Raw genomic sequence first — 957 nt, forward strand, 5'->3', positions numbered from 1 at the left:
GCCGATTAAAGTAAGCACCATTGCGCCGGCTTCCAAAGCTTAAATCTTCGAGAGGGGGGACTTCTTCTGCATCAAATTCCACCCGCAATTTTCCCAATTGCAAATTGCTGTTTGAATTCAAATCACGATCAAACCAAACTCGCCCACCAAGCAATGCACCACGCGCAATCAGATCATCAAGAAAGCTGGTCAAAGAGCGGGTGATAGCAATAACATGTTGACCGGTGAGATTCTCATCATTCGCCCAAGGGCGGAAATTGTTAATGATGGTTTTTTCCAAGGCTGCACGAGTGCGCACCACATTGACAAAACGCCAGAGTGGATCACTCGAGGTGGTGTGATTGCCCCATAAAATGCGCCCATTGGCAGCAAATTGACCTTGGGAATTTTGGCTAAGGCGGGCGGGAATAAAGGTGGCAATATCGGCTTGGTTGAGACGATTAGCCTCATGATCGATTTCGCCATCAAAATAGCTAATGGGGCGTGCGGTTCCTAAAATGCCTTTAACATCTTGGTTGGAGGGAGACCAAAAAACACCGCCCCTTTGCTTATCACGCTTGATAAACATGGCGGCTGCAAAAGGGCTTGCTGGTTTTATACTAAAGCCCCCCTCACTATCTGCTACCCGCACAAAGGGATCAATGAGATAACAAAAGCGTGAGGAAAAATCTGCGCGATAGGCAAAGCTTTCTTCCGTATTTTTCCCCCCCGTATCAAACACGGTAATCGCTTGCAGCTTTTCTGCCACTTGTTCCAAGGCATCTGCCACGGGGTTTTTGCCATTATCAAGGCGCCCTGCACTATAAGCTGGCGCTAAGAGAATGCCAGGCTCCACACCTAAATGCCCTCTAGCATGCGCTAGAGCATGAACACCGGTCAAAGCCGTATTGGACCCTACCATTTCGGCTTGTGTCTCAGCAATGGTTGACTTTTCTTCTACCCGCACAAGGATCACTT

1 protein-coding gene is annotated in these 957 nt (G+C 48.5%); it reads right to left on the reverse strand.

Annotated elements, in window-relative coordinates; translation table 11 throughout:
• A partial coding sequence (locus ABD915_RS09835; RefSeq protein WP_345117771.1) for a phage tail sheath family protein occupies positions 1-957 on the reverse strand: 957 nt, incomplete at both ends.

It is taken from the genome of Bartonella jaculi (assembly GCF_039543045.1).
Classification (GTDB): Bacteria; Pseudomonadota; Alphaproteobacteria; order Rhizobiales; family Rhizobiaceae; genus Bartonella; species Bartonella jaculi.